General features: G+C 60.7%; 16 protein-coding genes and 1 pseudogene. 14 read left to right on the forward strand and 3 right to left on the reverse strand.

The genetic code is table 11. The features are described 5' to 3' along the window. The first annotated feature begins 79 nt into the window (after positions 1-79). From ACFFNA_RS11655 to ACFFNA_RS11665, 3 genes are read left to right on the forward strand one after another with little or no spacing between them, the layout of a single operon-like run. Entirely contained in the window at positions 80-1,108 is a 1,029-nt protein-coding gene (locus ACFFNA_RS11655; protein WP_378918329.1) for an ABC transporter substrate-binding protein, read from the forward strand. Continuing rightward, positions 1,108-1,881 (forward strand): ABC transporter ATP-binding protein, encoded by a 774-nt coding sequence (locus ACFFNA_RS11660; RefSeq protein ID WP_378918293.1) that lies wholly within the window; start codon positions 1,108-1,110, stop codon positions 1,879-1,881. The genes ACFFNA_RS11655 and ACFFNA_RS11660 overlap by 1 nt, the downstream gene beginning before the upstream one ends. Further along, on the forward strand, positions 1,878-2,633 hold the full coding sequence (locus tag ACFFNA_RS11665) for an ABC transporter permease (RefSeq protein ID WP_111542556.1): 756 nt from the start codon (positions 1,878-1,880) through the stop codon (positions 2,631-2,633). Before ACFFNA_RS11660 ends, ACFFNA_RS11665 begins: the two co-directional genes overlap by 4 nt. A 25-nt stretch (positions 2,634-2,658) precedes the next feature. Here ACFFNA_RS11665 and ACFFNA_RS11670 read toward each other — a convergent pair whose 3' ends face one another. Together ACFFNA_RS11670 and ACFFNA_RS11675 are read right to left on the reverse strand one after the other, a co-directional pair. Next, positions 2,659-3,876: a M20 metallopeptidase family protein gene (locus tag ACFFNA_RS11670; protein WP_378918295.1), complete on the reverse strand. Its 1,218-nt coding sequence runs from the start codon at positions 3,874-3,876 to the stop codon at positions 2,659-2,661. Beyond that, complete coding sequence (locus ACFFNA_RS11675; RefSeq protein WP_111542558.1) at positions 3,863-5,041, reverse strand: M24 family metallopeptidase; 1,179 nt, start codon at positions 5,039-5,041, stop codon at positions 3,863-3,865. The genes ACFFNA_RS11670 and ACFFNA_RS11675 overlap by 14 nt, the downstream gene beginning before the upstream one ends. Before the next feature lie 217 nt (positions 5,042-5,258). On the opposite strand from ACFFNA_RS11675, the gene ACFFNA_RS11680 reads away from it, so the two are divergent. From ACFFNA_RS11680 to ACFFNA_RS11725, 10 genes and pseudogenes are all read left to right on the forward strand, one after another. Further along, the gene (locus ACFFNA_RS11680; protein ID WP_378918297.1) at positions 5,259-6,425 is read left to right on the forward strand and encodes an ROK family transcriptional regulator; all 1,167 of its coding nucleotides are present in this window, start codon (positions 5,259-5,261) and stop codon (positions 6,423-6,425) included. Continuing rightward, the gene (locus tag ACFFNA_RS11685; protein ID WP_111542560.1) at positions 6,422-7,186 is read left to right on the forward strand and encodes an ATP-binding cassette domain-containing protein; all 765 of its coding nucleotides are present in this window, start codon (positions 6,422-6,424) and stop codon (positions 7,184-7,186) included. Before ACFFNA_RS11680 ends, ACFFNA_RS11685 begins: the two co-directional genes overlap by 4 nt. A gap of 38 nt (positions 7,187-7,224) precedes the next feature. Further along, positions 7,225-8,265 carry a sugar ABC transporter substrate-binding protein gene (locus ACFFNA_RS11690; protein ID WP_378918299.1) on the forward strand — a complete coding sequence of 347 codons (1,041 nt, stop codon included), beginning with the start codon at positions 7,225-7,227 and terminating at the stop codon, positions 8,263-8,265. A 123-nt stretch (positions 8,266-8,388) separates the two neighbouring features. Next, complete coding sequence (locus tag ACFFNA_RS11695) at positions 8,389-9,384, forward strand: ABC transporter permease (RefSeq protein ID WP_378918301.1); 996 nt, start codon at positions 8,389-8,391, stop codon at positions 9,382-9,384. Between the two features lie 13 nt (positions 9,385-9,397). Beyond that, the gene (locus ACFFNA_RS11700; RefSeq protein ID WP_378918303.1) at positions 9,398-10,168 is read left to right on the forward strand and encodes an SDR family oxidoreductase; all 771 of its coding nucleotides are present in this window, start codon (positions 9,398-9,400) and stop codon (positions 10,166-10,168) included. Positions 10,169-10,313: 145 nt separating this feature from the next. Further along, on the forward strand, positions 10,314-11,834 hold the full coding sequence (locus tag ACFFNA_RS11705; RefSeq protein ID WP_378918305.1) for a beta strand repeat-containing protein: 1,521 nt from the start codon (positions 10,314-10,316) through the stop codon (positions 11,832-11,834). 603 nt (positions 11,835-12,437) lie between these two features. Next, the gene (locus tag ACFFNA_RS11710) at positions 12,438-13,028 is read left to right on the forward strand and encodes a hypothetical protein (protein ID WP_378918307.1); all 591 of its coding nucleotides are present in this window, start codon (positions 12,438-12,440) and stop codon (positions 13,026-13,028) included. 38 nt (positions 13,029-13,066) lie between these two features. Further along, the gene (locus tag ACFFNA_RS11715) at positions 13,067-16,636 is read left to right on the forward strand and encodes a beta strand repeat-containing protein (RefSeq protein ID WP_378918309.1); all 3,570 of its coding nucleotides are present in this window, start codon (positions 13,067-13,069) and stop codon (positions 16,634-16,636) included. A gap of 208 nt (positions 16,637-16,844) precedes the next feature. After that, on the forward strand, positions 16,845-18,623 hold the full coding sequence (locus ACFFNA_RS11720; RefSeq protein ID WP_378918311.1) for a calcium-binding protein: 1,779 nt from the start codon (positions 16,845-16,847) through the stop codon (positions 18,621-18,623). Between the two features lie 59 nt (positions 18,624-18,682). Beyond that, positions 18,683-18,820: pseudogene (locus ACFFNA_RS11725) on the forward strand (SDR family oxidoreductase); the annotation flags it as partial. A gap of 5 nt (positions 18,821-18,825) precedes the next feature. On the opposite strand, the gene ACFFNA_RS11730 reads toward ACFFNA_RS11725, so the two are convergent. Beyond that, complete coding sequence (locus ACFFNA_RS11730; RefSeq protein WP_378918313.1) at positions 18,826-19,977, reverse strand: LuxR C-terminal-related transcriptional regulator; 1,152 nt, start codon at positions 19,975-19,977, stop codon at positions 18,826-18,828. A 349-nt stretch (positions 19,978-20,326) separates the two neighbouring features. On the opposite strand from ACFFNA_RS11730, the gene ACFFNA_RS11735 reads away from it, so the two are divergent. Further along, on the forward strand, positions 20,327-22,982 hold a 2,656-nt coding region (locus tag ACFFNA_RS11735; RefSeq protein ID WP_378918315.1), incomplete at its 3' end, for a beta strand repeat-containing protein.

Raw genomic sequence — 22,982 nt, forward strand, 5'->3', positions numbered from 1 at the left:
CCAAGGGAACGGCGCGCAATGAAGAGACAGACAAGTCTTGCAACAGGAGCGAAAAATGAGTGGGAACAAACATTACGACATGAACCGCCGCAGCTTCATGATATCAGGCATAGCAGCCGTTGCCGCCGCATCGGCCGGGATGCAACTGGTGCTGACGCCGGGTGCGAAGGCGGCCGGAAAGGTCGTCATCCAGTATGACTGGCTGATGTCCAACGGCCAGATCGGCGATATCGCGGCTGTCGCCAATGGCTACTTCAAGGATGCCGGGCTCGACGTGGAATTCAGCCCGGGCGGCCCCAACGCCGCGACGGTGCCGCCGGTGATTTCGGGCGCCGCACAGCTCGGCCAGTTTTCCGAAACGCCGCAGCTCTTTGCGGCGCGCGCCAGCGGCGTGCCGGTAAAGATCATCGCCTGCGGCTTCCGCACCGGCCCCTACGCCTTCACGTCGAAGGCGGCAAACCCGATCCGCGGCATCGCCGACCTCAAGGGCAAGAAGATCGGCATCCAGCCAACCGCGCGTTTCGTCATCGACGAGATTCTGGCCAAGAACGGCATGAGCCCGTCCGACGTCACCGTCGTCAATGTCGGCTTCGACAAGGCGCCGCTGGTGCGCGGCGATGTCGATGCCATTGGCGGCTGGATTACCAACACGCAGGCCTTGAGCGTCGTCGGCGATGACCGCATCGACCTTCTGGTGCGCGATCTCGGCTTGAATTCCTACGCCGACGTCTATTTCGCCACCGACGCCGCGATCGAAAAGGATCCGGACACGCTGGCGAAGTTCATCGGCGCGGTCGCCAAGGGCTGGGGCTGGGTGCACGCCAACCCGCAGGAGGCCGTGAAGAAGATGGTCGCCGCCTATCCGGAAATGGACCTCGGCTGGGAAGAGAAGACCGTCAACCTGGTGCTCAAGCTCTCCTTCGATGCGGCAACGGCCAGGGACGGTTGGGGCACCTTCGATCCCGCCTCCATCGAGGAGCAGTTGGCGTTGCTCGACAAGGTGGGACAGTATCCGAACGGCCGGCCGGCGGCTGCCGACGTCTACACGACCAAGATCCTCGAACTTTCGGCCGCCGACCGGCCGAAGCTCGACGCGCCCGCCGCCTGATGGCGAACGCGATCGAGACCCGCGGCCTGGATGTCGGCTATGGCGGCCGCCAGGCCGCCGTCAAAGTGCTTTCCGGTCTCGACCTCAACGTCGAGGCCGGATCCTTCCTGTCGATCCTCGGACCCTCGGGCTGCGGCAAGTCGACCTTGCTCAGGGTGGTTGCCGATTTGCTCGATCCGCTCGGCGGCACGATCAGTGTGCTCGGCGACACGCCGCATGCGGTGCGATCGCGCCGCGATGTCGGCTTCGTCTTCCAGGACTCGACCCTGCTGCCCTGGCGCACGGTGCGCGACAATGTCCGCCTGCCGCTTGGCGTCGGGCAAGGCAGCCTGACCCGCAGAATAGAGGACCGCAGCGACGAATTGCTGGAGCTGATGGGGCTTGCCGGCTTCGGCGAGCGCCTGCCGCACCAGCTTTCCGGCGGCCAGCGCCAGCGTGTGGCAATCGCCCGCGCGCTGCTCGGGCAGCCGAAGCTGCTGCTGATGGACGAGCCGTTCGGGGCTCTCGACGAAATCACCCGCGACCGGCTCAACGACGAGCTGCTCACTTTGTGGAGGCGCACCGGCACGACGATCCTGTTCGTCACCCATTCGATCGCCGAAGCCGCCTATCTCGGCGAAAGGGTCATCGTTCTCGCCGCCAATCCGGGGCGACTTGCCAAGGACATCGACATGCGGCCGTTCAAGCAGGACGGCAACCGCTGCTCGCGCGAAGATCCGGCGATCGTCGCCGCCATGGCCGAGCTGCGGACCGCGCTAGAGCGCGCGTCATGAGGCCGGCACCCCTGTCTCCGCAGGCTGCCATCGCCCTGCCCGTTCTCGGTGCGGCGTCGATCCTTCTCACCTGGCAGTTTCTGCTGCCCGTTCTCGGCGTGCCGGCCTATATCGTGCCGACGCCAACGGCGATATTCGGCGTCTTCCAGAGGAATTTCGCGCTGCTCGTCGACAATCTCAGGCCGACGCTGATCGAGGCGCTGGCCGGCTTCGTCATCGGCAACCTGGCTGCTGTCCTGCTGGCCGTTCTGTTCGTGCACAACCGCATCCTCCAGGCGGCGTATTTTCCGATCGTGCTGTTCTTCAACACCATTCCGATCCTGGCGCTGTCGCCGATCATCATCCTGATCTTCGGGCTTGGCATGACGCCGAAGATCGTCATCGCTGCGGTGATCTGCTTCTTCCCGACGCTGGTGAACATGATTCGCGGCCTGGATTCGGCCAGCGACAACGAGCATGAGCTGTTCCGGGTGCTGTCGGCGACGCGCTGGGAAATTTTTCGCAGCCTGCGCCTGCCCCGCGCCTTGCCGATGCTGTTCTCCTCGCTCAGGATCGCATCGGCGACGGCGGTCATCGGCGCCATCGTCGGCGAATGGATCGGCTCGGACAAGGGCCTCGGCGCGCTGATCATCCAGGCGAGTTTCAACTACCAGTCCGACCGGCTTTACGCAGCGATCGTCTTGTCATCAGGCCTATCGATCGCGCTGTTTTCCGCCGTGGTGCTGATCGAGCGCCGGCTCGTCAAGTACTGAACAGGCGATCCGCCTCGCGCATTGGTCAGTCGGGATTGTCTCGTGGCATCGACAGAAACGTCGTGGCTGCCGAAACCAGGGTGGCTGCGCCGACTTTTAAGGCGGCCTCATCGACACGAAACCTGGAATGGTGAAGCGGAAAGACCGATCCGACATCTTCATTGCGGATTCCGAGCCGAAAGTAGACCGATGGGCGCTTCTCGCTGTAGTAGCCAAAGTCGTCCGCAATGGTCCATCCAGCTGTGTTGAGAACATTGTCGGCCCCCACACAGGTCCTGGCGCTGGCGACAATCAGCTCAGTCATCTCGACATCGTTGACGACCCCCGGTTCGCCCTTGTGGATGTCGAGTTGCACGCTGGCGCCGTGGCTCGCCGCAATTCCCTCGAGTATCGCACGGACGCGGCGCCAGGCCCGCTCACGCGTGGCGTCGCTGCCGCTGCGGATGGTGCCTTTCAATGCGACCTTGCCGGCAATCACATTGTAGGCGCTGCCGCCGTTGATCCCGGTTACGGATATGACCAGGGGATCGTATGGGTCGATCTCGCGCGAGACGATCTTCTGCAGTTCGCTCACCATGGAGCAGGCCACGGCTATCGCATCGATGCCCTCATACGGCTTTGCCGCATGCGCGGCCTCGCCTGTGACGAGAGCGTCGAACGTATCGCACGCCAGAGTGTACGGACCAGGGCTGACCGCGATCTTGCCGGACTGTGTGTACGGATCGACGTGAACGCAGATGGCAGCGTCAATATCGTCGAGAAGCCCCTCTTCCACCACGCGTCTGCCGCCCGACGGCTCGTCCTCCTCGGCCGGCTGGAAGATGAGGCGGACAGTTCCGCCGAACTCATCCCGCGATCGGTGAAGATGCGCGGCAACCGCGAAGGCCATCGATGCGTGGGCGTCGTGACCGCACGCATGCATCACACCTGGATTGATCGACGCATAGTCGACGCCGGACTCCTCCTCGATTGGCAAGGCATCGATGTCGGCGCGTATGGCCAACTTGCGATTTGACGGTTTGCCGGTGCCGACAATGTCGACGGCCAGGCCAAAGCCCGCGACGTCACGGATGTCGGCAATTCCCTGACCAGCCAGCATCTGCCGCAAGTAGCGCTGGGTGTTGGCTTCGTGGTTCGAAAGCTCCGGATTGCGGTGCAGATGGCGGCGGACCTCGATCATCCGATCGAGAATTCCGGCATCGATCTTGATCGTGCCGGCATTCGCACTCTCAGGATTTGACATGAATCTCTCGCGGGAACTTCGTCAGCGTCTCGTGGCCGGTTGCGGTAACCAGGATGGTCTCGCTGATCTCGATGCCCCAACCGTCCATCCACATGCCAAGAATGGAATGAACGACGTTGCCGGGCTCCAGCACTGTCTTGTCGCCCGGCCTGAGGCTGATCGTGTGTTCGCCCCAATCCGGCGGATAGGCGACGCCGATCGAATAGCCGATACGCGACTCCTTCTTCAGTCCATAGCGTTGAATTACCTTGCGCCAGGCAGCTTCGACCGCTTCAGCTGATATCCCCGGCCTCACCGCGTCGAGCACCGCGTCCATGCCCTCGATCACTGCTTTGGCCGTGTCCGCGACATTTGTCGGCGTTTTGCCAAGCTGCAGGGTTCTTGCCAGCCCGGCAGCATAGCGACGGCAGACGCCGGCGAGTTCCAGGGCAATTGTCTCGTTGTCTCCGAACCGCCTGTCGCTCCACATGATGTGCGGCGCGGAAGCATTCTCGCCGCCGAGGATTGTCGGCGGCAGGGCGGTGATGTCACCGGCGAAGTCCGGGCTGCCGGCGATCTGCGCCGCCTGGATGGAGGCAATGGCATCGCACTCGCGAACACCCGGAGCGATCACCTCGAAGGCCCGCGTGACCGCCGCTTCGGCCAAGGTTGACGCCTTGCGCAAATAAGCGATCTCGGGCGCCGATTTGACCGCGCGGATCCAGTTCACCAGCAGATCGGCGTCGTGCCATTTCGCATTGGGAAGCCCGGCGACAAGCCGGGCATGCGCCTTCGCTGAGAAATAATAGGCTTCGAGCTCGATGCCGGTGTGCCTGATACCCCAACCCTTGGCGACGATCCAACTCGCGATCCAGTCCATGGGATGGCGATCGAAACGCTGCACATGGTCTTCCGGGAAGCCAACCACGTTCTCGGGCTTCATCCAGGCGGTCAGAAGGCCACCGGCCGCATCCATGGCGCGCCCGATCCAGACCGGCTCGACCGCTTCGACAGGAACGAGGACCACCTGAGGCGTGTAGAATGACCAGCCATCATAGCCAGTGATGTAATGCTGGTTGGCAACGTCATTGACGACTAGGAGTTCGAGACCGCGCTTCGCCATCTCGGCGCGGATCTTTCGAAGCCGCTGCTGGTACTCGTCGCGGGCAAACGGCAATTCGATCATCTCTGCTCCATGCTTGTTGACTCAACGGTTGCGGGCTCACCATTGAAACGGTTTCGACATGGCGGCAATCAGCCAAGGACAGCATGTGAGCAGGTCCTAAACCGGACGGGATTCACGGACTTCTTCCGATTTTGGTTTTGTCTCAATTTATTTTTGAATTCCATTTGACTGAATAAATAAGCGGTGCGAAGCTGCGCTCTCCTAAGGGGCGCACGTCATGGCACTGAGGGGGACCAATCAGGAGTTCGGGCGGCCGTACAATCGGCGCATCGTGCTTGAATCCATCCGCCTGCAGGGACCGATCGCCCGTGGCGAGATCGCCAGGCGCGTCGGGCTCACCGTCCAGACCGTATCGACCATCGTTCGCGAACTGGAAGAACAGGGTTACATCCTGTCCCTGCGTGAAGAGCCGAAGGGCCGCGGCCTGCCGCCGGCGACCCTGCGCATCAATCCCGAAGGCGGCTATGCCGTCGGCATCCACATCACCCCTTTCGGCATCAGTGCCGCCTTGATCAATCTAAGCGGCGACGTGATCGAGAGCACGTACCGCGAAGCCCCGAATGCGACGCCCGACCATGCCTTCGACCTGATCGGAGCGATGGTGGTTGAATTGACCAGATTGCGGGCTGGAGGTCGGGTTCTCGGGGTCGGCCTGGCCCTGCCCGGCCCGTTCGGCGTCGAGTCCATGAGTTTTGTCGGCCCGACCACGATGACCGGCTGGAAGGATGTGGCGCTGCGCGAGCGGCTGGCGACGTCGACCGGATTGCCGGCCTTCTTTGAAACCGACATGGCGGCCGCCGCCATGGGCGAGCGCCTCTACGGCCTCGGCGCGCAGTTTTCCGAGTACTATTACCTCTATTTCGGCGTCGGCCTGGGTGGCGTCATGGTTCACGACGGCAGCGTGTTGCGCGGCGCCTGGGGAAATGCCGGCGAGGTCGGACACATTCCCGTCGTTCCAGGCGGCGAGGCTTGCCCCTGCGGCAACAGCGGCTGTCTCGAAAGATACCTCTCGCTCGAGGCGCTCCGGCGCTGGAATGGCAGCGAGGCCGATTGGGTGGCGGAAGTCGCCCCGATCTTTCGCAATGCCGTCGCCATCATCGAGAACCTGTTCGACCCCGAGACGATCATCCTCGGTGGGCTGGCCTCCACCGATCTGCTCGAACGGCTGGCCAGTTCGACCGAAGGCCTGCACAATTCCGTCTCGGCGCGAAAGGACCGCACGACGCCCCGTGTCATGGTCGCGCGTGGCGGGCAGCATTCGGTGTTGCGCGGCGCCGCCGCCCTTGCCGTATCCGGGGTGCTGTCACCGCGCTTCGGCCAGATCTTCACGGCTGAACGCGAACGCGGGCGCGATCTCCTGAAAAGTGGAGGGATTGCGGCATGAGCGAACCCCTGCTGGTGCTCGACAACGTCACCAAGAACTACGGCGCGATCGAAGCGCTGAAGGGGATCAGCTTCTCGATCGGCCGCGGCGAGGTCGTGGCGCTGCTGGGCGACAACGGTGCCGGCAAATCGACGCTGGTCAAGATCATCGCCGGCGGGCTGGAGCCGACCTCGGGCCGCATGCTGTTCGAGGGCAAGGAGTTCCTTGCCAGGTCGCCCGCCGAAGCCAAGGCGGCGGGCATCGAAACCGTCTACCAGGACCTGTCGCTGTGCACCAATGTCGACGTGGTCGCCAATTTCTTCATGGGGCGCGAGATCACCAGGAAGGTGCTTGGCATCCCGGTGCTCGATGAGCGTGCGATGGAAGTTGTCGTCGAAAAGGCGCTGGCCAGCGCCGGCACCCGTATCCCCTCGCTGCGCACCAATGTCGAGCACCTTTCGGGCGGCCAGCGGCAAGCGATCGAGCTCAACCGGTTCGTGCATTGGGGCGGCAAGCTGGTGCTGCTCGATGAGCCGTTCGCCGCCCTTGGCGTCGAGCAGACGCGACGCGGCCTCGACATGATCCGCCAGGTGGCGAGCCAGGGCATCGGCGTCGTCATCATCACCCATATCATGCAGCAGGCCTTCCAGGTCGCCGACCGGATCGTGGTGATCCGCCAAGGGGTCGTGGCCGGTGATGTCGCACGCAACAAAACAAGTCCCGACGCGGTGATCAACATGATCACCGGGGAGACGCTTGCCGGTGCCGGACCGGGAAGCTGAGGGACAAAGAGGGGTCCGGCTTAACAGGAGCGAACGACATGAAGCGAATACTTCTTGCTGTCTTCGGTATCCTGGCACTGGCCTTTGCCACGCTTATGCCGGCATTCGCCCAGTCCAAAGGTACTGTCTACTACATGGTGCCGACATTGCTCGACGAGTTCCAGACCGGCTCGGTGAGTGCGCTGGAGCTGTTCCTGAAGCAGGTCGGCTACGAGATGAAGGCGCTGAACGCCGACAACAAGACCGACGCGCAGCAGTCGCAGATGAACGACGTCATTGCACTGAAGCCGGCGGCGATCATCCTCGCCGCCGTCGATTTCAATGCCTTGAAGCCGTCCATTGAAGCAGCACGCGCGGCCGGCATCCCGGTGGTCGAGTTCGACCGCCAGATCACCTCGACGCCCTCCGACTTCACCTCGGTGGCCGGAACGGTCGAGATCGGCTACGTCGCCGCGGACCAGGCCGAGAAGCTGCTGAAAGCCAAGAACGGCTCGGTCAAGGGCAAGGTCCTGCAGGTGCTCGGCGACCCCGGCGATCCCTATACGCTCGACATCCAGAAGGGCTTTGAGGAGAAGATGAAGGCGTTCCCGGACGTCAAGATCATCTCGCTTCCGGCCATGCAATGGGAAGCGAGCAATGCCGGCACCATCGTCGCCGACCAGATGCTGGCAAACCCCGACATCGACCTGATCTTCAGCCATGCCGCTCACCTGTCGGTTGCTGCCGTCGCCTCGCTCGAGACTGCCGGCAAGAAGCCGGGCGACGTCATGCTGATGAGCTCGAACGGCGCTCCGGTCGGCCTCGACCTGATCCGCAAGGGCTGGCTCAACGTCGAGGTCGAGCAACCGCTCTACGCGCAAGCCGCGGCCGTCGCCATGTTCATGGACAAGATCGTCAAGAAGGAAGAGATCAAGCCTGGCGAATACGATGTGCTCGGCCTGAAATCGACCGTGACCAAGGAAGCCTGGGGGCCGAACATCAAGATCCCCGGTGCCGCCATCACCAAGGAAAACGTCGACAACCCGGCCTTCTGGGGCAACCAGAAGCCGTCGACGGAGGCCATCAAGTCGGTCGAATAGGCCCGTCGCACAAAACGCTCCGGGCCACCTCGGCCCGGAGCCAACCCCCGCAATTCCAATCGCGCATGATCCCTCTCGAAAATCGAATTGATTTTCGGGGTCACGTGCCAGCCGGATCAGCCCATGAACCCCCGCACGCGCCATGCCCTGGAGTTCGTTCTCGACAACCTCGTCTGGTTCATGCTGCTGTTCGTGCTGGTGGTGTTTTCGCTCTTCATCCCGAACTATTTCCAACTCGGCATCTTCGCCAACATCATCGAGGCCTCGAGCGTGCTCGGCGTCATGTCGATCGGCCTGGCGCTGGTCATTATCGCGGGCCACATGGACCTGTCGGTCGAATCGGTTGCGGCGCTCAGTGCCATGGCGGTCGGCATCCTGTTTTGTTCCTCGGGCATCGGGCTTGGCGTGCAACTGCACCCGGAATGGCTGATGGTTCCGGCTTCGCTGCTGCTGGCGCTGGCCGTCGGTGGCCTCATCGGCGCGTTCAATGGCTATCTCGTGGTGCGGGTGAAGATGAGCGCCTTCATCATCACGCTGGCATCCTACATCTGGGTGCGCGGCCTCGTGCTGGTCATTTCGGGCGGCCGCTCGGCGCAGGATCTTGCGCCGGCGATCCGCTGGTTCGGCATCCAGCGCCTCGTCGGCCTGCCGCTCACCGCCTGGATCGCGATTGCCTGTTTCGTCGTCTTCTCGCTGATCATGGCCAAGACGCCGTTCGGCCGGCACCTCGTCATGATCGGCGGCAACGAGACGGCAACCTTCCGCGCCGGCATCCGGGTCAACCGCAACCTGATTATCGCCTTCGTGCTTGCCGGCGCCATCGCCGGCCTTGCCGGCTGGCTGCTGGCCATCCGCACCTCGGGCGCCACCGCCAATCTCGGCGTCGGCCTGCTGTTCAATGCCTTCGCCGCCGTCGTCATCGGCGGCGTCAGCCTGAAGGGCGGTGTCGGCACCCTGCCCGGCGTTTATGCCGGCGTGCTGCTGCTGTCGGCCATCAACACGGCGATAAACCTGATGGGCTTGCCGGCGAACTTCACCCAGGTGATCCATGGCCTGCTGGTGCTGGCCGCCGTGCTGCTCGACGCTTTCAAGCAAACCATTCGCCAAAGACTCGCATGACTGGACGGCTCGCATGACTGGACGACTACAAGACAAGGTGGCGCTGATCGTCGGCAGCGCCCGCGGCATCGGCAAGGGCATCGCGCTGCGCTTCGCCGAAGAGGGTGCGAGGCTTGTTCTGGCCGACACCGAGGTTGCGGCCGGGCAAGCGACCGCGGCCGAACTGGGCGTCCCCTTCATCCGCACCGACATTTCGTTGATGACCGAGGCCGAGGCCGCCGTGGCGCTGGCGCTTGAACAGCATGGCCGCCTCGACATCGTCGTGCAGAATGCCGGCATCTATCCCTGGCAGTTGATCGAGAACACCAGCGCGGACGACTGGGACCGCGTCATGGCGGTCAATCTGCGCGGCACCTTCAATGCCACCCGCGCCGCCCTGGTGCCGATGAAGGCGCAGCGCTACGGGCGCATGCTCTACACCTCCTCCATCACCGGGCCGCACGTGACCAGCCCCGGCCACGGCCACTATTCGGCCAGCAAGGCCGGCATCAACGGCTTCATCCGAGCCGCAGCACTCGAATTCTCCGGCTACGGCATCACCGTCAACGGCGTCGAACCCGGCAACATCCTCACCGAAGCCATCGAGCTGCATCGCGGCGCGGCCTATATCAAGAACATGGAAGACTCCATCCCGCTCGGCCGCCTCGGCAGCCCGCGCGACGTCGCCAATGCCTTCCTGTTCCTCGCCTCGGACGATGCCAGCTACATCACCGGCACGACAATTGTTGTCGATGGCGGTCAACTGCTGCCCGAGGGCAACGACTTCCGGCTCCTGCCGCCTTGAGCATAGCCGCAACAACAACGCGTCGAATTACACACTCTTTCAGGGCTCTGGATTCACTTATAATAACGACGGTGTCCCTACCGGTGGAACGGTCACATCCATCCTGTATGTGCTGGCTGGCAGCACGGTGGCGCAGGTCACCGGCATGAACGCAGCGGCCGCCGCCGTTGCCAGCTTCGTCCTCGACAATGACACGACCGGCTTCCTGAATCTTGTGCTGGCTGGCAATGACACGCTGAACGGAACGCCGCTGCACGACGTGCTCTATGGGTTCGGCGGCAGCGACTCGATCAATGGCGGCGCCGGCGCCGACACGATGGGCGGCGGCCTCGGCAACGACACCTTTTACGTCGACAATGCCGGCGATCATGTGATCGAGCTCAACGGACAAGGCACGGATACGGTCAACAGCACGATCTCCTTCAATCTCTCCGGTCAGGAGCTGGAGAAGCTGACACTGACAGGATCGGCTTCCGTCAACGGCACCGGCAATTCCATTGCCAACACCATTACCGGCAACAGCGGCAACAACACCATCGATGGCCTTGGCGGCGCTGACACGATGAGCGGCGCTCAAGGCAACGACACCTACTATGTCGACAATGCCGGCGATCACGTGATCGAGCTCAACGGCCAGGGCGTGGACAATGTGCAGGCCTATGTCTCCTTCAGCCTCTCCGGACAGGAACTGGAGAATTTGGCGCTGCGCAGCGGAGCCTCGATCAACGGCACCGGCAACTCCATCGCCAATTTCATCACTGGCAACAGTGGCAACAACGTTATCGACGGCGTTGGCGGCGCCGATACCATGAGCGGCGCTCAGGGCAACGACAGCTACTATGTCGACAATGCCGGCGATCATGTCATCGAGCTCAACGGCCAGGGCACCGACGGCGTCTTCAGCTCCGTCTCCTTCAACCTGTCGGGACAGGAGCTGGAAAACCTGACGCTGACAGGATCGGCTGCTATCAACGGCACCGGCAATTCGATCGCCAATGTTCTCAACGGCAACGCTGGCGTCAACACGCTGACCGGACTCGGCGGCAACGATACGCTGGATGGCAAGGCCGGTGCCGACACCACGCAAGGCGGCATCGGCAACGACACCTACTATGTCGACAATGGCGGCGATAATGTCATCGAGCTCAACGGCCAGGGCACCGACAATGTGCAGGCCTACGTCTCCTTCAACCTGTCGGGTCAGGAACTGGAGAACCTGGCGCTGCGCAGCGGGGCCTCGATCAACGGCACCGGCAATTCCACTGTCAATGTCATCACCGGCAACAGTGGCAACAACGTCCTCAACGGGCTTGGCGGCAATGACACGCTGTCCGGCAGCACCGGCCATGACACCTTCGTCTTCACCACCGCGCTCAACGCTTCGACCAATGTCGACCGCATCACCGATTTCTCGGTCATCGACGACACCATCCAGGTCGACAATGCGATCTTTGCCGCACTTGGCGGCAACGGCACGCTGACTGCCGACCAGTTCGTCAAGAACGCAACCGGCCTTGCCGGCGACGGCAATGATCGCATCGTCTACGAGACCGATACCGGCTGGCTCACCTATGACAGCAACGGCGTTGAGGCGGGCGGCTCGACCCACTTCGCCACGCTGGCCGCAAACCTCGCGCTGACCAACGCCGATTTCGTGGTGGTGTGACGCCGAATGTTAGGGATGCGCGCGCCTGCGCTACGACGGATAGTAAAAGGCGCGGGCACGGGGGCGATCTGCCTTCCACGGCCACAGCTACCTCCGAATTAAGTATTGGACTATTAACCTTAAATAAGATATCGCTAAAATGAGGGAAAAACTGGGGAAGCTACCCAAAAAAGGGCGGCTGCGGAGATAAATTCGGGAGGCCTCAACCATCCGAAGTGGGTCACTTGTTGCGCAGAGCGGATTAACCGCCAGCAGCGAGCTCCGAGTTACTCCCATCACCGGGTAAAACCCCATGGTATTGTGAGGGATGTGTACCATGGTGAGCAAGTTGCCAAAAATAATAAGGCCGCCAAGATAATAAGGCCGCCAAGTACGGCATCAAAGACCGGCTTTCCTGAATGGTCTTCCGAGACTCTGTTCGAGATAGATTGATCGCATGCTCTATCTTAAGTTCTCGGCCTTTCAGGGGAAGCCCGCTGGGTTTGCGGCGCCCATAAACATCGCCGATACCGACAATCTCCGTACAAATTTGTTAACTCAACTTTTTTAGACGTCAGCAAGAAACGTAATACCTACGTCCGCCAAGTAATCGAGTAGGCAATAATGGGTAACATCATCAATTTTGCCGATGCAGCCGGAACGACAGTTTCGTTCTCTTTTTCAGAGGATCAGCTAAGCTTCGATGGACTGTTCTCTGCCGGCAAGCTGACGCTTATGCAGCTTGGCTCGGATGTGGCAGTGACGTGCAACGGCACTACGGTCACGCTCGCTGCTGTCACCATAGATGAATTGCTGGATGCCGATTTCGCGTTCGCCGACGGTAGCGTCGTTCGTTTCGATACTTCTAATCAGCTGACGGGGTCAGACCAAGCCGACTATTTCTATTTTCGCAACAGCAGTTCTGACGCCGTAACGGCCGGCGCCGCGGACGACACGATCGTTGTGGGAGATCACCTAGAAGCAACCGATGCCATAGATGGCGGCGGCGGCAACGACACGGTGACCGTTTCTGGCAGTCTCTCGGTCGCGCTTTCACCAACAACGATCACTGAAGCGTCAGGGATGAGCATCACAAGCGTCGCCACACGCTGTATTGGCTTCAGGCGGTTCCGGATCGCTCTGACCGGGCGAAAGCGATCCCACCCTGTCCGGTCAAAGCGCGCTTCTGTCGCTCCACACATAAGTTCTCAATGAACGATTTTCGACTGCATTGAAGTATCTGGGAGGGTGAAATGGCCGACAGGTTTGGAACCAATGGCAACGATGTCATCAATGGCACGGCGGACGACGATTTCATGTCTGGCGGTCCCCAGGGCGGGGACCCGGCGCTCGAGACCGGGGACGACGTGATCAATGGCGAGGGCGGCAACGACACCATCCTTGGGCTTGGCGGCAACGACACGCTGACCGGGGGCGACGGCAGCGATACAATCGAGGGCGGCGACGGCGAAGACGAACTTCACGGCGGCGCCGGCGATGACACGATGCTCGGCGGCGATGGCTCGGACGTGTTCCACGGCGGGGCAGGCAATGACACTTTTGACGGCCAGGGCGATTTCGATGACGTCTGGTACGCCGGTGAGGGTGGCCCGCAGGGGGTTGCCGTCGATCTGGCTGCCGGGACCGCGACGGATACGTTCGGCGATACCGACACGCTGACCAGCATTTCCGGCATCGCCGGATCTGATCTCGCGGACACGCTTCTCGGTGATGACGAAGACAACATTATCCGTTCCTTCCGCGGCAACGACCTTGTCGACGGACGCGGCGGCAGCGACGAAGCGCACTATGCCAATGACCAGAATCTCATCTCCGTGACAGTGAACCTGGCCTTGGGCACGGCGGTGGAGGTCTATGGGGATGGCACGTCCACCGACACACTCATCGGGATTGAGCGGATCCGAGGAAGCCTCGGTGACGATTCACTCACTGGCGACGACGGGAGCAACAGAATCCGAGGTATTGCAGGCGACGATTTGATCAATGGCGCCGGCGGCCGCGACATGGCGGATTACAGCCAAGACGCGCGGTACGGCGGCAACCAGGGGGTAACTGTCAATCTAGACACAGGCAGCGCTGTCGACGGATTCGGCGACACCGACACGTTGACGGGTATTGAAGACGTTCGCGGCACCATGTTTGGCGACATTCTTACTGGCGATGATGGTGAGAACCAACTGGAGGGCGATGGCGGCGACGACACCATCAATGGCCTTGGCGGCGCCGACACGATGAGCGGCGCTCAAGGCAACGACACCTACTATGTCGACAATGCCGGCGACCACGTCATCGAGCTCAACGGCCAGGGCACCGACAATGTGCAGGCCTCTGTCAGCTTCAATCTCTCCGGTCAGGAGCTGGAGAAGCTGACGCTGATCGGCACTGGCAACATCAACGGTACCGGCAATTCCATCGCCAATCTGATTATCGGCAATTCCGGCAACAACATCATCGACGGGCTCGGCGGCGCCGACATCATGCAGGGCGGCATCGGCAACGATGCCTACTATGTCGACAATGCCGGCGATATCGTCAGTGAAAGCACGGCCGGCGCCAACGGCTCCGATATCGTCAACGGCTATATCTCGATCAACCTCAGCGACGGCAACCACTTCACGGGCAATATCGAGAACGTTGCACTGCGCAGTGCGGCCTCGATCAACGCCACCGGCAACAGCCTGGCCAACGCGCTGAACGGCAATTCGGGCGTCAACACGCTGACCGGCCTGGGCGGCAACGACACGCTGGATGGCAAGGAAGGCGCCGACACCATGCAAGGCGGCATCGGCAACGACACCTATTATGTCGACAATGCCGGCGATCATGTCATCGAGCTCAACGGCCAGGGCACCGACAATGTCCAGGCCTACGTCTCCTTCAGCCTTTCCGGCCAGGAGTTGGAGAACCTGCAGCTACGCAGCGCCGCGTCCATCAACGGCACCGGTAACTCGATTGCCAACATCATCAATGGCAACAGTGGCAACAACATCATCAATGGCCTTCTCGGCGCCGATACGATGAGCGGCGCTCAAGGCAACGACACCTACTATGTCGACAATGCCGGCGATCATGTCATCGAGCTCAACGGCCAGGGCACCGACACGGTCAACAGCGCGGTTTCCTTCAATCTCTCAGGCCAGGAACTGGAAAACCTGACGCTGATCGCCGCGGCAAACATCAACGGAACTGGCAATTCCCTCGCCAACGTTCTCAATGGCAACGCTGGCGTCAACACGCTGATCGGCCTTGACGGCAACGATACGCTGGATGGCAAGGGTGGCGCCGACACCATGCAAGGCGGGGCCGGCAACGACACCTACTTCGTCGACAATGCCGGCGATCTCGTCGATGAGAGCACCGTCGGCGCCAACGGCACCGATATCGTCAATGGCTATATCTCGATCAACCTCAGCGATGGCAACCACTTCAAAGGCAATATCGAGAACGTTGCACTGCGCAGTGCGGCCTCGATCAACGCCACCGGCAACAGCCTGGCCAACGCGCTGACCGGCAATTCGGGCGTCAACACGCTGACCGGCCTTGGCGGCAACGACACGCTGGACGGCAAGGAAGGCGCCGACACCATGCAAGGCGGCATCGGCAACGACACCTACTTCGTCGACAATGCCGGCGACCATGTGGTCGAGCTCAACGGCCAGGGCACTGACACGGTCAACAGCGCGGTTTCCTTCGATCTCTCAGGCCAGGAACTGGAAAACCTGACGCTGGCTGGATCGGCGAACATCGACGGCACCGGCAATTCCATTGCCAACATCATCACTGGCAACAATGGTGCAAATACACTTGTGGGTCTCGGCGGCAACGACATCTTCAGAGGAGGCCTCGGTCATGATGTTATGGATGGTGGAGATGGTCTCGACACGGCCGACTACAGCAACCAAATCGCTGCTGTTGCTGTAAGTCTAACCAAGTCCGTTGACGCTCAAGTCACGATCGGCGGGATCGCGGAAGATACCATTCGCAACATCGAGAATGTCACCGGCGGCAGTGGTGGCGACACATTGAACGGCGATGGTTTCGTCAACATTCTCATCGGTGGAGGCGGCAACGATACAATAAGCGGCAGGGACGGGAACGACACGCTCATTGGGGGAGACGGAAATGATATCATCAACGGCAACTCAGGCGACGACAGGCTGATTGGTGGACGTGGAAATGACACTATCAATGGCAATTCCGGCCTTGACACGGTCGACTACAGTACCGACGTCAGCAGCGGCGCCGTACATGGTATCCTCGTCAATCTCTGGGGAGTCGGCTCGCAACTGGGGTTGGCAGCCGATACCGCAACGGATTCGTTTGGGAATACGGATACCGTAGCCACTATCCGCAATGTCACCGGTACGCAGTTTGCGGATCAGATATATGGCGGCGAGCATGACAACACCCTGACTGCCGGCGCGGGCAACGACATCCTCGACGGCCACCTGGGCAACGATACACTGATCGGCGGAACTGGCAGCGACAATTTCGTTTTCCATACGGCGCTCGACGCCTTGACCAATGTCGACCACATCACGGACTTCTCGGTGGTCGACGACACCATCCAGGTCGACAATGCGATCTTTGCAGCGCTTGGCGGCAACGGTACGCTGACGGCCGACCAGTTCGTCAAGAACACCAACGGCGTTGCCGGCGACGGCAATGACCACATCATCTACGAGACCGACACGGGCTGGCTCACCTATGACAGCAACGGCAGTGCCGCGGGTGGTTCCACCCATTTCGCCACGCTGGCCGCCAACCTGGCACTCACCAACGCCGATTTCGTCGTGGTGTGAAGAGGCAACGCAAACAGCCGCCACATGGGCCCGCCATATCAGGAATGTGTGACGGGCTCTCGGCGCAAGCCTTGCAATCCTTAACTGGCACCAATGATGGTTGCGGCGGTCCGGCGTTTGACCAATCGCTAGCCCAACAAGCGCTCCAAGCGGCATATTTCCAATACGGTTTTGACAATTATCGAAAACTTGGAAGCCGAAAAAAAAATTGCAAAACGACCTCGAAAGAGCGCATATATTTGCGATTGCTAAAAATATGGAGGTGGGGACAATGGCTAACATCAATGGAACAGACGCAGGTGAATCGCTTATAGGTACTTCGGCAACCGATAACATATCTGGCCAAGGTGGTGATGATTTCATCTACGCTGGAGAAAATACGGTTGATGCATTCGACGACATTGACGCTGGCAGCGGAAACGACACAATACTGATTTCTGGTCAAGGTTACGTTTATGGCAGGGCTGGGAATGACCGAATAATTGTTATCGACAACTACGACCCCCAGAACAATTTTGTCGTCGCTCGATATGATTTTGCGACCACGAGTATAGTTGGCAACTTCTCGGCTGGTTCATTTGGAGGGTTGGCAGGGGGGACCAATACCAATGGCTTCCTTGTCCAGGATGGAGAAGGTGGGATCGACCGCGTATCGGGAGTGTCAGCGATCCAGGATGGTGCCTTCAATGATCAATTTATCGTCGATTCAAGCTACACGATGCAATACGGCAATCACCTTGAGGTGCGGCTGAGTGCTGGGGACGATACGGTCCAGTTCATCAATGTGGACGCGGCCGTCATCAGTTACAAAAAGGCCGGCGGAGCCGTGACATTGGATCTGGAGGCCGGAACGGCCACTGACAGAATTTCAGGCCAGACCTTTATTGGCCACGACACTTTCTCTGGAGCCAACATAGCTCGAGGGTCCGCATTCGATGACCTGATGTATGGGTTTAACGGTGATGACTTCCGGCTGAGGGGATCGGAAGGCAACGATACTATACATGGGCGGGGCGGTAACGATACGATCGAGGGGGATGACTCTGACGTTCCCGAGTGGGTTGGAAATGATACCCTGTACGGTGACGCCGGCAACGACACCATCCGTGGCAACGGCGGCAATGATCTTCTGGACGGCGGCATCGGTGCCGATAACATGCAAGGTGGCATCGGCAACGACAGCTACTATGTCGATAATGCCGGCGATCATGTCATCGAGGTCAATGGCCAGGGCATCGACAATGTCCAGGCCTACGTCTCCTTCAGCCTCTCCGGTCAGGAGCTGGAGAACCTGGCGCTGCGGACCGGCGCCTCGATCAATGGCACCGGCAATTCGATTGCCAACATCATCACCGGCAACAGCGGCGACAACGTCATCGACGGCCTTGGCGGCGCCGATACCATGAGCGGCAGCACCGGCAACGACACCTATTATGTCGACAATGCCGGCGATCATGTCGTCGAGCTCAATGGCCAGGGCACCGACAATGTGCAGAGCTATGTCTCCTTCAATCTGTCGGGACAGGAGTTGGAGAATCTGGCGCTGAGAAGCACCGGCAACATCAACGGCACCGGCAATTCGATCGCCAATATCATTACCGGCAATTCGGGTGCGAATGTCATCAACGGCCTCCTCGGCAACGACACGCTGTCCGGCAGCACCGGCAACGATACCTTCGTCTTCACCACGGCGCTCAACGCTTCGACCAATGTCGACCACATCACCGACTTCTCGGTGGTCGAAGATACCATCCAGGTCGACAATGCGATCTTCGCAGCGCTTGGCGGCAACGGTACGCTGACGGCCAACCAGTTCGTCAAGAACTCCACCGGTCTTGCCGGCGACTCCGATGACCACATCATCTATGAGACGGACACCGGCTGGCTCTACTATGACAGCAACGGCAGTGCGGCGGGCGGCTCGACCCATTTCGCCACGCTGGCCGCCAACCTCGCGCTCACCAACGCCGATTTCGTCGTGGTGTGAGGAGGCAACGCAAAGAGCCCGCCACATTAGGAATGTGTGACGGGCTCTCGGCGCCAGCGGGCAGCCCGCGCGACGTCGCCAATAACTTCCTGTTCCTCGCCTCGGACGATGCCAGCTACATCACCGGCACGACAATTGTCGTCGATGGCGGGCAGCTGCTGCCCGAGGGCAACGACTTCCGGCTCCTGCCGCCTTGATCAGATCAAAATTGGTCTGCACCCGGACTGAGCGGCGCACCAATATCAGAGACAAGCTTGACGAGCTCCGCCTGCCGCGTCGTGTTGGTCTTGGCAAAGATGCGGCCAAGGTGGGTCTTGATCGTGTTCTCACCGACCCCGAGCGACAGCGCACTCTTCTGGGTGGTCAGTCCGCCGCCCACGGCCAGCAAAACCCGCACTTCCGCTGGCGTGAGATCGAACAGTGTCGTCAGCACCGCCTCCGAGGGCGGCGCGGCCGAGGTTGTCGTCGAGATAAAGACGGCGGCGCATGCGGGACGGAAAGCGGCGCGCGCGGTCCCCTCGGCCAGTGGCAATACATAGGCAACGGCTGGTGGCTGGCCGGCCGCGGATAAGGGCAAGCCGATGCCGTGCGCGCCAAGCGAGGCATCGGCATGAGCGGCTCCCGATATCGCTTTCAGCAGCGCGCGGCCCGTTATCGGATTTTGTGCCTGGAGGATGCCGTTTCTAGAAAAGATGGGCTGCTGTGTCGAGAGCATCGCCTCGGCACGGCCGTTCGCATAAAGGATCGCGCCATCCGCGCTGGTAAGAACGACGGCGCATGCAAGATTGTCGAGCGTCGCGCGATAGAGACTGGCGGTCACGCGCGCCTGATCGAGCAGGTCGCCGATCAGCGAAGCGCGGCGCAAATGCGGCGAAAGGAGCGCTATGAAGCGCTGCTCCTCAGCAGTGACGGCACCCCTGCTCGCGCGCGTCGTGAAGCTCACGAGGCCGATCCGATCCGAGGTGTGCACGAACTTGGTGATGCAGCCCTCGCGCAATCCCTGCGGGCCAGCCCAGTTCCGGTAGAAAGGTGATTGTTGAAGTTCGGCTTCACTCATGCTCGACAATGTCGATAACGGTGTGTCGATGTCGCCGAAGACCACGGCCTTCAGACCTGGAATGTCTTCGAAGCCGTAGTCCTGCTGGAGAACGCGCATTTGCTCCGAATCCCAGGGCGACTGGGCCGCAAAACGTCCATGTTGATCGCCGGGATCAGCCAGCGCGATGGTTGAATAGGCGGCGTCCACGGCCTCCGTGAGTCGGACCATGACGTCGGTCCAGAACTCCGAATTGAGCGCGCAATCGTAAATGTCGCCAATAATCGACGAAAGCAACTCGTTGCTCAGCCTGCTCATTCACCCCTGCCCCTCCCTTTTCTGTCAGTCAGGGATACCACACGTCCCTGCCTATATCAGCTTGGCCTCGAAAAGCTCAACGCAAGCCGAAGGATTCTGAGACCTCATTCTTTCGGGTGACGACATTGCAACACGCCAAGCCTAGTGGGCGGCGCAAAGCAGGTTCCAGAGCGCGCCAATTCAGGCGCCCTGGCCCTGAGTAGCGTTGGATTCCAAGACTGCGTCCAGCCGCAACGACTCAGGAAACTTCTGCTTCAATTGAGAATCTGTTTCGGCGGGGGTCAGCATGTCGGTTTGGAATGGTCCTGCAGGTGGCGCGTGGTTCACCGCTTCAAATTGGACCGGCGGCGTGCCTGACGCAATCGGTGCTACAGCCGATTTCAGCAATCTCGCCGGTGCCAGCCTCACGCATCACATCGACCTGGCGGTTCAAGGTCCATTCACGGTCGGCACCTTGAATCTGGCGAGTTCCGTCACCGTGAATTACTGTCTCGAAAACGGCTCGCTCATCATGAACAACGCGGGCGGTGCGATCATCAGCGTAACGTCGACCGGCAATCCACTGGCAAGCATGCTGGCGTCGTCGCTGACGCTGCAGCTCAATGCGGCAACGTTGATTGCAACAACCGGAAGCAACACGACCCTCGACGTCCAGGCGCAGATTACCGGAACGGGGCTCCTAACCAAATCCGGCCTCGGCACCCTGAAGCTGTCTGATGCGACCAACAACTGGTCGGGCGGAACGCAAATCAATCAAGGCACAGTTTCGTTTGGCGCCGCTGCGTTCGGAACGGGAGACATCGCGTTCGCCGGCGACAGTGTGTTCCGGTCTACAGGCGGCACGACGCTTGCCAACGATCTGGTCGAACTCGCCGGCGTTTCAACATCTATCAGGGCACAGACGGGCACGTCACTTTCGTTGACCGGTACCTTCGCAGCGCTCGGCGGCGCCGGGACCGCCGTGCATTTTGGCAGCGCGACGGATAAGGGAACGATTTTCTTTGCCTCAAGCAGCATCACCGCCAATGATGCGGGCTCGCTTGCCATTGACGGCGGCACACTGAGAGCGGGCGCGGCGTTCGCGTCCTTCACCAACGGGCTGGCCAACACCAATATCGCGGCCGGAGCGGTTCTCGACGCCAATGGCTTCTATCTGGAACTGAACCATCTGACCGGGGCGGGCTTGATCACCAACGACGGCGCTTCCGATGTTGTCGCGAACGTCTATGAGGCCGGCAGCTCTACCTTCTCGGGCGTTTTCGCGAATAGCTTGAGCCATACAGGGTTAAACAAGATCGGCACCGGGACCCTGACATTGTCAGGCGCCAATACTTACTCCGGCACGACCACTGTCGCGATCGGAACATTACGGGCGGGAGCCGACCACGCCTTCAGCGCCACTAGTGTCGTCGACGTAAAAGCTGGCGCGACGCTCAATATCAGCGCTTTCGACCAAACCATCGCCGGACTGACCGGCAGCGGCGAAGTCCGGGCCGATACTGTTACATCGGCCACCTTGACGACGAGCATAAGCCTTGGCGACGTGAAGGAGTTTGCAGGCGTGATCTCGAACGGCTCGGCGGTATTTGGCGAGCTCAACCTAATAAAAAGCGGCGTGGGAACCCAGATTCTGTCAGGCCTGAACACCTATACGGGCCATACCACGATAACGGCGGGAACATTGGTGCTGTCCGGGTCGGGTTCGATTGCCGATTCATCCGGACTGGCGATTTCCGTAGGGGCCGCTTTCGATCTCGGCGGGCTGTCGGGAAACGGCGCGTCGGTAGAGGCATTGGCGAATGCCGGCACCGTCAGCTTCGGCGGAGAGATGTTGCATCTGGTCGATCAGTCAGCCGCCCTGGGAGGCACATATATAGGGTCGGGCTTAACCGATGGTCTTCACATAGACCTCGATGCGACAGCGTTGAATTTCAGCCTTTCGACCGCAACTTTCACCAACTGGGCAGATTTTACTGACGAAATCGCCATCGTTGGCAATGGCCTTGCCAATACGATTACTGGGTCGTCCCACGCTGATACCATTGGTGGCGGCCTCGGCAACGACGTGCTGATCGGCGGAGGCGGCGAGGACAATCTGAATGGTGGCGACGGTTCGGATACGGCCTCTTATGCAAGTGCTGCCGCAGGCGTCATTGCGAACCTCTCAAATCACAAGGTCAATACCGGTGACGCCTACGGCGACAGCTATTCCCTCATCGAAAACCTGACCGGATCGAGCCATGCGGACCAACTCTACGGCAACGATGTTGCCAATATTCTGGATGGCGGTGCCGGCGCCGACACCATGCAAGGCGGCATCGGCAACGACACCTACTATGTCGACAATGCCGGCGACCATGTCATCGAAGTGAACGGCCAGGGTACCGACAATGTGCAGGCCTATGTTTCATTCAACCTGTCCGGACAGGAGCTGGAGAACCTGCAACTGCGCAGCGCCGCGTCCATCAACGGCACCGGCAATTCGATCGCCAATGTCATCACCGGCAACAGCGGCAACAACATCATCGATGGCCTTCTCGGCGCCGATACGATGAGCGGCAGCACCGGAAACGACACCTACTATGTCGACAATGCCGGTGACCATGTCATCGAGGCCAACGGCGGCGGCACTGACAATGTCCAGAGCTATGTTTCTTTCAACCTCTCCGGTCAGGAGCTGGAGAACCTGGCGCTGAGAGGTGGCGCCTCGATCAATGGCACCGGCAATTCGATCGCCAACATCATCACCGGCAACAGTGGCAATAACATCATCGACGGCCTTCTCGGCGCCGATACGATGAGCGGCGCTCAAGGCAACGACACCTACTATGTCGACAATGCCGGCGACCATGTCATCGAGGTCAACGGCCAGGGCACCGACAATGTGCAGGCCTACGTCTCCTTCAACCTCTCCGGTCAGGAGCTGGAGAACCTGGCGCTGCGCACTGGCGCCTCGATCAACGGCACCGGCAACTCGATCGCCAACATCATCACCGGCAATTCCG

The sequence above is a fragment of the Mesorhizobium kowhaii genome (genome assembly GCF_042431665.1).
Classification (GTDB): Bacteria; Pseudomonadota; Alphaproteobacteria; order Rhizobiales; family Rhizobiaceae; genus Mesorhizobium; species Mesorhizobium kowhaii.

What these genes read in the sequence shown, in the direction of transcription:
- ACFFNA_RS11675 (WP_111542558.1), bottom strand. Translation starts at nt 5,041, where the DNA reads ATGATCGAATTGCCGTTTGCCCGCGACGAGTACCAGCAGCGGCTTCGA.
- ACFFNA_RS11655 (WP_378918329.1), top strand. Translation starts at nt 80, where the DNA reads ATGAACCGCCGCAGCTTCATGATATCAGGCATAGCAGCCGTTGCCGCC.
- ACFFNA_RS11695 (WP_378918301.1), top strand. Translation starts at nt 8,389, where the DNA reads ATGAACCCCCGCACGCGCCATGCCCTGGAGTTCGTTCTCGACAACCTC.
- ACFFNA_RS11710 (WP_378918307.1), top strand. Translation starts at nt 12,438, where the DNA reads ATGGGTAACATCATCAATTTTGCCGATGCAGCCGGAACGACAGTTTCG.
- ACFFNA_RS11660 (WP_378918293.1), top strand. Translation starts at nt 1,108, where the DNA reads ATGGCGAACGCGATCGAGACCCGCGGCCTGGATGTCGGCTATGGCGGC.
- ACFFNA_RS11670 (WP_378918295.1), bottom strand. Translation starts at nt 3,876, where the DNA reads ATGTCAAATCCTGAGAGTGCGAATGCCGGCACGATCAAGATCGATGCC.
- ACFFNA_RS11680 (WP_378918297.1), top strand. Translation starts at nt 5,259, where the DNA reads ATGGCACTGAGGGGGACCAATCAGGAGTTCGGGCGGCCGTACAATCGG.
- ACFFNA_RS11685 (WP_111542560.1), top strand. Translation starts at nt 6,422, where the DNA reads ATGAGCGAACCCCTGCTGGTGCTCGACAACGTCACCAAGAACTACGGC.
- ACFFNA_RS11700 (WP_378918303.1), top strand. Translation starts at nt 9,398, where the DNA reads ATGACTGGACGACTACAAGACAAGGTGGCGCTGATCGTCGGCAGCGCC.
- ACFFNA_RS11665 (WP_111542556.1), top strand. Translation starts at nt 1,878, where the DNA reads ATGAGGCCGGCACCCCTGTCTCCGCAGGCTGCCATCGCCCTGCCCGTT.
- ACFFNA_RS11715 (WP_378918309.1), top strand. Translation starts at nt 13,067, where the DNA reads ATGGCCGACAGGTTTGGAACCAATGGCAACGATGTCATCAATGGCACG.
- ACFFNA_RS11690 (WP_378918299.1), top strand. Translation starts at nt 7,225, where the DNA reads ATGAAGCGAATACTTCTTGCTGTCTTCGGTATCCTGGCACTGGCCTTT.
- ACFFNA_RS11705 (WP_378918305.1), top strand. Translation starts at nt 10,314, where the DNA reads ATGAACGCAGCGGCCGCCGCCGTTGCCAGCTTCGTCCTCGACAATGAC.
- ACFFNA_RS11730 (WP_378918313.1), bottom strand. Translation starts at nt 19,977, where the DNA reads ATGAGCAGGCTGAGCAACGAGTTGCTTTCGTCGATTATTGGCGACATT.